This window comes from Helicobacter sp. UBA3407, from assembly GCF_949747025.1.
In the GTDB taxonomy this organism is placed as follows: domain Bacteria; phylum Campylobacterota; class Campylobacteria; order Campylobacterales; family Helicobacteraceae; genus Helicobacter_D; species Helicobacter_D ganmani.
The window spans coordinates 1-7,361 of the sequence record NZ_CATKCB010000189.1 but is presented as its reverse complement, the minus strand read 5'-3'; the positions used below and the strand labels follow the sequence as shown (position 1 = coordinate 7,361).

Here is a 7,361-nt window from a genome sequence, read left to right as displayed (position 1 = left end):
GACAGAGAGATTCTTAATCAACTTGTAAAGATTCCAATGCTTGTAAAGATTGAAAACGACCCTAGATTTCCTCACTTTGTAGTGATTATCAACCACAAAGGCAATTATTTGCAAATCTTTGACCCAAACTATGGCGAATATATCAGCTCTAAAAAAGAATTTTATAGTATATGGGATAGGGACAAAAAGGGAGGTTATGCGCTGATTGTAGCTCCCAAAAAAGATTTAAAATCATTCAATTTAACCCTACCGCGCTCTTTAAATCTCATTTTTTCTCCTTTTAGCTTGCATTGAGTTCGTATCCTCGCGCACAAAATCTATCACTTTTAGGCATTTTAAGATAAAATAAATTTAAGACATTTTCACAATGCCCTTTAACAATCTCTAAAAGGAATCCTAATGTTTGAAATTTTACTTGCCTATATTCTAGCGGTTTTTCTACTCATTGCGACACCCGGTCCTGTGGTTGCGCTTGTGATACGCAATGCTTCAATGTATGGATTTAAAACAGCATTCTTTACAAGCATAGGAACAAACTTTGCCTCTTTGCTCTTGATAACCTTTGCCATTGCAATAATTTTTAGGTGCATTTGAAATTTCGCCCTTTGCATTATCTCTTATTAGCATTGCAGGTTGTGCATTTATTTTTTATTTAGGATTTAGCTCTTTGTATCATACATTGAAAAACTATCAAAATCAGCCCCAAAAGGAATCCGAACCGCAATGCAATAAAACCAAAACCAACAAGACCTTTGTCTCTAGCTTTTTAGAGGGTTTTGGCATTGCAATAGGCAATCCAAAAGACATTTTATTTTTTGTAGCATTTTTTCCGCAGTTTATCCATATCACCGATTCTATTCTTGTGAGTTTAAATATTCTAGTAGCAGTATGGATTCTCCTTGATTTCTGTATTCTTATGAGCTATGCACTTTTGATGCAAAAGGCAATTTTATTGCGGTATAAAAACCTTATCGGAATCATCAGTGATATTATTTTAATGCTTGTTGGAGTGTTTGGGGCTTATTATTTACTGCAAGCATTTTAATAAAATTTGCCTAGTTTTCATCTTTTAGGCATTAATTCAAATCAGATTTAAATTATCATAAAGAATAAAAAAGTAAAAAATTGCTAAAATGTCGCTTTTAAATCATTATTAAGGCGCGCTAAAGTGGAATCCCAAGCCAATCCTTTAAACATTACTTTACCAAGCTATACAATTCATTTTGGGGATTTACCCAAGCTCACCCACAAAGGCAAAGTCCTTATCATCACGAATCCTAAAATCGCTGGGCTTCATCTGCAAACTCTCCTTGCAAACCTTGAAGCCAAAGAAATTTATTGCCACACGATTCCCGATGGAGAAAGTTATAAGAACTTTGAAACCATTAATGGAATCCTAGAAGCAGCGTTCAATCATTACTTAGATAGACATTCTTTGATGATTGCCTTTGGAGGCGGTGTGATTGGTGATATAGTGGGATTTGCTTCTGGAATCTTTATGCGAGGGATTGATTTTATCCAGATTCCGACCACACTTTTAGCACAAGTAGATTCTAGTGTGGGTGGGAAAACAGGCATTAACAATCATTTTGGCAAAAACCTCATCGGCTTGTTTCACCAACCCAAAGCAGTTTATATTAATCCCACTTTCTTGGCAACTTTGCCCAAACGCGAATTGAATGCAGGAATGGCGGAAGTCATCAAAATGTCGGTGTGCTTTAATAAAAGCCTTTTTGAATCTTTGCAAAATGCCGATATGACAAATCCAAACACACTTTTAGAAATCATTTATCAAGCAATCAGCACCAAAGCAAAAGTGGTTGCAGAGGACGAGAAAGAACACGGAATCCGCGCGGCACTCAACTATGGACATACTTTTGGACATATTATTGAACGACAAAGCGGTTATGGAACTTATTTGCACGGAGAAGCTGTTGGTATTGGAATGATAATGGCAAATCAACTCGCGTTAAAGCTCAACCTTCTTTCGCAAGCAGAATCCAATGCGATTCTAACCCTCTTGCAACATTATCAGATTCCGACAACTTATAGAATTCAAAATGTAGAATCCTTTTATCAAGCATTCTTTTTAGACAAAAAAAGCTTAAATGATAAAATCAAATTTATTCTTCCCAATGGAATCGGCAATGTATGCTTTAAAGAGGAGATTCCAAAAGAAATTGTCTTGGAAGTCTTAGGTGAATTTGCCAAATGAAACATTTAAGATTCCTTATTCTCTTTCTCATTTGCTTGCTAACAAACGCCATAAGTAATGAGATTGTAGAAGAAATAAAAAATATCAAACAGCTAGATTCTCAAATTATAGAAGCAGATAATTTCTTAAACAATCCTAACAATTTATGGATAAAAAAATATTCCAACTATCAAGCCTACCAACAAGTTATTTTCAATATTATTCAAATGCAAAATGAAATCAACACTTTAGAAAAGCAACCCAAAAGTATTGAAACACAAAATCAGCTAAGTATTTTGGAACGCAATCTTGCTGCACTAGAACAACAAAAAGAAGTTTTAGGAGTTTATAAAGATTCTCCTTTTCGTGAGCTAACAGAGGCTAAAAAACTTGAAGAAGCACCCAATGTTACAAATCTTTTGCTGATTGCACGCGCCTATTCTTATATTAAGAAAATTGATTCAGAATTAACGATTTTGCACAACAATTACGAAAAATTACAAGAAAACCTAAAATATATTCAACAAAAAGATAAAGCCTTAAGCAAATTGTTAGAAATTTATAGCACAACGCAAAATCCAAACAAACTTATCAATGTTTGCCATTCTGATTATTGCCTATTTCCAGATAAAGAATCCATTGCCAAAGCTTATCACATCAATTACAATGCCCTCACCGTGCTTGAAACAACACAAGAAGTTTTCAATACGACTTTGGAAATCTTTACCAAAGAAATGGAAGAAATCAAAGTGCGCCTCAAAGCACAGATTAAAGAGCAATTCATTAAAAGCATTTATATTGGAATCACGATTCTAATTCTTATTGGAATCGCTTTTTCTATCAAGCTTGGAGTGCGCAAATATATTCACGACAACGAACGCATTTACACAACAAATAAGATAATTAATTTTCTTAATATTACCCTAATTGTTTTGATTCTGCTTTTTGCTTATTTGGATAATGTCAGTTATCTTGTTACCGTGCTTGGATTTGCCTCTGCTGGTTTAGCAATTGCGATGAAAGACCTTTTTATGTCCATTTTGGGTTGGATTGTGATTGTCGTGGGAGGCTGTGTGCATGCAGGAGATAGAATCAAAATCATTAAAGAGGGTGCTGTTTATATCGGCGATGTGTTAGATATTTCTGTGCTTAGAATCACACTTTATGAGGATATTACTTTGACAACTTATAGAGAGAATCGCAGAGCAGGACGCATTATCTTTATTCCCAATAACTTTGTCTTTACAACAATGTTTTCTAACTACACGCACGGGGGAATGAAAACCGTTTGGGATGGAATTGATTTTACGATTACTTTTGATTCTGACCACGAAAGAGCTTGCCATATCGCAAGAGAATGTGCCAAAAAATACGCCAAAGGCTATACAGAAAGCACACGCAAACAATTTGTAAAAATGCGCGACCGCTTTAGTTTGCGTAACACCAATGTAGAACCGAGAGTTTTTAGCTTACTTGAACCAAATGGAATCCGCATTTCTGTTTGGTATCTGACAAACGCTTATGCAACTTTGGCTTTGCGCAGTAGCATTAGCTCTGAAATCATTGATGAAATCTTGCAAGAACCCAATATTCAGATTGCTTATCCTAGCACGACAATCTACGAGGGCAGACAAAAACAACTTCCACGTAAAAGCGACAATGAGGCTTTTAAAAGCGTGCATTTAAAAAGCGATGGTGAAATACCACCACAAAACTTTTTTTAAGATTCTTTTATGCAAAAACAAAAAGTTTATTTCAAAACCTTTGGTTGTCGCACCAATCTCTTTGACACTCAAGTGATGATAAACGCGCTTCAAGATTTCACCCAAACACCATATGAGGAAGAAAGTGATTTTGTAATCGTCAATTCTTGCGCTGTTACAAATGGTGCAGAGAGTGGCGTAAGAAATTATATTCATCGTCTGCAAAACGAGGGAAAACGCATTTACTTTACAGGTTGTGGAGTGCAAACTCAAGGACAAAATCTCCTAGATAAAGGCTTAGTTTTTGGTGTTTTTGGACATTCTCACAAGGAAAATATTAATGCGATTCTAAAACAAAAGCAATCTTTCTTTTTAGAAGATGATTTAAAGAGTTTAGACAATAAAATTCTAGGCGATTTTGTGGGAAAAAGTCGCGCATTTATCAAAATCCAAGAGGGTTGCGATTTTGCTTGTTCGTATTGCATTATTCCAAGCGTAAGGGGCAAAGCACGAAGTTTTCCGCAAGAAAAGATTATCTCTCAAGTGGAAAAACTTACCCAAAAAGGCTTTGATGAATTTATCTTAACAGGCACAAATATTGGTAGTTGGGGCAAAGAGTTTGGGAAAGACATTGCAAATTTAATAGAATCACTTTGTGCGATTCCCTCTCTTAAACGTCTTAGAATCGGGAGCTTAGAACCATCGCAAATCAATACGCATTTCTTGGAGATTCTACAAAACCCCAAAATAGAGCGACATTTGCATATCGCCTTGCAACACACTGCGCCTGCAATGCTAAAAATAATGAATCGCCTTAATACTTTTCCAAAAGATTTGGAACTTTTCACATTGCTAGCAAATCAAGGTTTTGCATTAGGAAGTGATTTTATCGTAGGACACCCCGGAGAAAGTGAGGAAATATGGAGAGAAGCTTTTGCCAATTTTTCACTTCTGCCTTTGACGCATTTGCATAGTTTTATTTATAGCCCACGCGATAATACCCCCTCTGCCCTGCTTCAAGACAGAATCAATGGAAAGATTGCAAAAGAGAGAAAACAACAGATTGAAACTCAAGTTGCCAAGAACAATCTACACTTCAGAGAGAATCTCAAATTACACCACAAATCCCTCAATATATTGATTGAAAATGTCCTTATCAAAGAAGTAAAAGCGGAATCTAGCGATAAAAACCCTTGTCCAAAATACATTGCGCAAGGTTTTGATGAATACTACAATCCTATGCAAATAGAAACACAAAATCCTCTTTACAAAGATAGTTGGGTTCTTATTACACATTTCACCCCAAAAATGGATAAAAATTATGCAGAAATTTAAAAATTTATATTTTGGAATCTTTGCGGTTCTCCTAGCACTTGCCTTATTTGTTGCTTTCTTTTTCAAAAGCAACCCCGTTTTAATTAGCGCAACGAATCTACAAACGATTACGCAAAACGTGCTGCCAAAGGTTGCAATCCTTAAGGGAGATTATTTGTATTTTACCTTAGAAGGCAAAGAATACAAAGTTGCCAAAAGTAGCATTAATCTGCAAGAATTTGGACAAAAAGTTCCATTGGAAATCAAAAATGATTTCAATTTTGTGCAAAATTTAACAGAAATTATTATGATTCTAATTATCTCACTGGTAATTTTGTTCTTTTTTGCAAGCTTTAAAAAAGCAAAAAATACTTCCAATCCAAACACTCGAAAACGTAAGGATTCTAAAGAATATGAGAATGTCGCAAAATCTTTTGCCAATGAAACCTTTGCCCTACACTATATTCAACCTATTACTTCTAATCTCACTTTTGATGATGTTGCCGGGATTCACGAAGCCAAAAGCGAACTAGAGGAGATTATTGACTACCTCAAATCCCCCAAAAAATACCAAGACTTTGGCGTCAAACTCCCTAAAGGCGTGCTATTAATCGGGGTTCCTGGCGTAGGTAAAACACTAATTGCCAAAGCACTAGCTGGGGAAGCAAAAGTGCCGTTTTTTTATCAAAGCGGCGCAAGTTTTGTACAAATTTATGTTGGTATGGGAGCAAAACGTGTCCATGATTTATTCACCAAAGCCAAACTCAATGCCCCCTCTATTATTTTTATTGATGAAATTGACGCGGTGGGAAAGGCGCGAGGTGGAATGCGCAACGATGAACGCGAAGCAACACTCAATCAGCTTTTAACCGAAATGGACGGCTTTGAAGATAGTTCGGGCGTAATTGTGATTGGCGCAACCAACAATGTAGAATCCCTAGATGACGCTTTGTTGCGTAGTGGGAGATTCGATAGGCGAATCTTTGTAGAGCTACCCGACTTGCAAGAGAGGATTAAGATTTTAAAAGTGCATACGCGCGACAAAACTTGTGATTTTGACTTTGAGGAAATTTCAAAACTCTGCGTGGGATTTAGTGGGGCAGCTCTTGCCTCTCTTATCAATGAAGCAGCATTATGCGCTATCAAACGCGGCTCGGATACAATTACCAAAGAGGATATTTTAAATGTGCGTGATAAGGTAATGCTAGGGGTGCGCAAAAAACTAAGCTTTAGCGACAAGGAAAAAGAAATCCTTGCTTATTATCAAGCCGCAAAAGCTTTTAGTGCGTATTCTTTGGAGATTCCATTTGAAAAAGCAACCCTGATGAGTGATGGCTTAAAATCTATTGACAAAGAATTTTTGAGTAAAAACGAAATGGAAAGCAAAATTAAAATCCATTTATCTGGAATCGCAGCACTTGAATTGCTCTATCAAGAACGTTATTCGCACGCCAAAGAAGACCTGAATGCCGCAAAAGCCTTAGCGCGTCAAATGGTAGAATCCTATGGAATGGGAGAATATTTGCTAGGCAGAGAAGAAGATGTACTTAAAATCCTAGAAGATTGCAAAAACGAACGTTTGGGATTCTTTAAAAATTATCGCGGAATCCTAGAACATATCAAAATCTCTTTACTCGTGAATGAAAAGCTAGAATACCATGAGATTGGACAGCTCATTCACGCGCAAATTCAAAAATAGCAAATGAAAATCTTTGGAAATTCTTTAAATCTTGAATCCTTAAAAGTTCCACCCATTCTTTTAAATGCTTATTGTGTTATTGGTGTGCAAGGGCAATGCACTCAAGCCATTCTCTATGCTCTAAATCAACTACAACTCCACCAACGCATAGAAAATCTAATTTTGATAGAACCCGATTTAGAATCCCTTAATACGCGGTTACACACCATTGCTTTTTATGGTTGCAAGGTTTATAGCTACTTTAAAAATCCTCAAATCACTAATTTAAAAAAATATGAAAACTTTGCACAATTTGGCTTAGTCGTGATTGCAAAAAACTAAAATCCTTTGGATTCTAGTTTGCACATTTGATTTAATAAGCACGTTTTTTGTAGCATTCTACTTCAATTTCATAGGCAATAGGATTAGTTCTCTCTCCATTGGCTGCATTTTGAAAATATAATTTAACTTC

8 protein-coding genes are annotated in these 7,361 nt (G+C 36.0%); all 8 read left to right on the top strand.

Annotation, left to right across the window (positions count from 1 at the left end):
• Positions 1–294, top strand: a 294-nt coding sequence (locus tag Q1553_RS06980) for a cysteine peptidase family C39 domain-containing protein (protein ID WP_300842855.1), incomplete at its 5' end; no start/stop codon positions are given.
• A gap of 105 nt (positions 295–399) precedes the next feature.
• Positions 400–594 (top strand): hypothetical protein, encoded by a 195-nt coding sequence (locus tag Q1553_RS06975; RefSeq protein ID WP_300842854.1) that lies wholly within the window; start codon positions 400–402, stop codon positions 592–594.
• 1 nt (position 595) lies between these two features.
• On the top strand, positions 596–1,045 hold the full coding sequence (locus Q1553_RS06970; protein ID WP_366525098.1) for a LysE family transporter: 450 nt from the start codon (positions 596–598) through the stop codon (positions 1,043–1,045).
• 123 nt (positions 1,046–1,168) lie between these two features.
• A complete protein-coding gene (gene aroB / locus Q1553_RS06965; RefSeq protein ID WP_297600249.1) occupies positions 1,169–2,215 on the top strand; it encodes a 3-dehydroquinate synthase in 1,047 nt (348 codons plus the stop codon).
• The gene (locus Q1553_RS06960; protein WP_115550627.1) at positions 2,212–3,918 is read left to right on the top strand and encodes a mechanosensitive ion channel domain-containing protein; all 1,707 of its coding nucleotides are present in this window, start codon (positions 2,212–2,214) and stop codon (positions 3,916–3,918) included. The genes aroB and Q1553_RS06960 overlap by 4 nt, the downstream gene beginning before the upstream one ends.
• 9 nt (positions 3,919–3,927) lie before the next feature.
• Entirely contained in the window at positions 3,928–5,232 is a 1,305-nt protein-coding gene (mtaB, locus tag Q1553_RS06955; RefSeq protein ID WP_297579362.1) for a tRNA (N(6)-L-threonylcarbamoyladenosine(37)-C(2))-methylthiotransferase MtaB, read from the top strand.
• Positions 5,219–6,910: an ATP-dependent metallopeptidase FtsH/Yme1/Tma family protein gene (locus Q1553_RS06950; RefSeq protein ID WP_300706303.1), complete on the top strand. Its 1,692-nt coding sequence runs from the start codon at positions 5,219–5,221 to the stop codon at positions 6,908–6,910. Before mtaB ends, Q1553_RS06950 begins: the two co-directional genes overlap by 14 nt.
• 3 nt (positions 6,911–6,913) lie before the next feature.
• A complete protein-coding gene (locus tag Q1553_RS06945; protein ID WP_115550624.1) occupies positions 6,914–7,231 on the top strand; it encodes a hypothetical protein in 318 nt (105 codons plus the stop codon).
• Positions 7,232–7,361 lie beyond the last annotated feature (130 nt).

Excerpts from the sequence above, each read along its gene's own strand:
- Q1553_RS06975 (WP_300842854.1), top strand. The coding sequence starts at position 400 with ATGTTTGAAATTTTACTTGCCTATATTCTAGCGGTTTTTCTACTCATT.
- Q1553_RS06960 (WP_115550627.1), top strand. The coding sequence starts at position 2,212 with ATGAAACATTTAAGATTCCTTATTCTCTTTCTCATTTGCTTGCTAACA.
- mtaB (WP_297579362.1), top strand. The coding sequence starts at position 3,928 with ATGCAAAAACAAAAAGTTTATTTCAAAACCTTTGGTTGTCGCACCAAT.
- Q1553_RS06950 (WP_300706303.1), top strand. The coding sequence starts at position 5,219 with ATGCAGAAATTTAAAAATTTATATTTTGGAATCTTTGCGGTTCTCCTA.
- Q1553_RS06945 (WP_115550624.1), top strand. The coding sequence starts at position 6,914 with ATGAAAATCTTTGGAAATTCTTTAAATCTTGAATCCTTAAAAGTTCCA.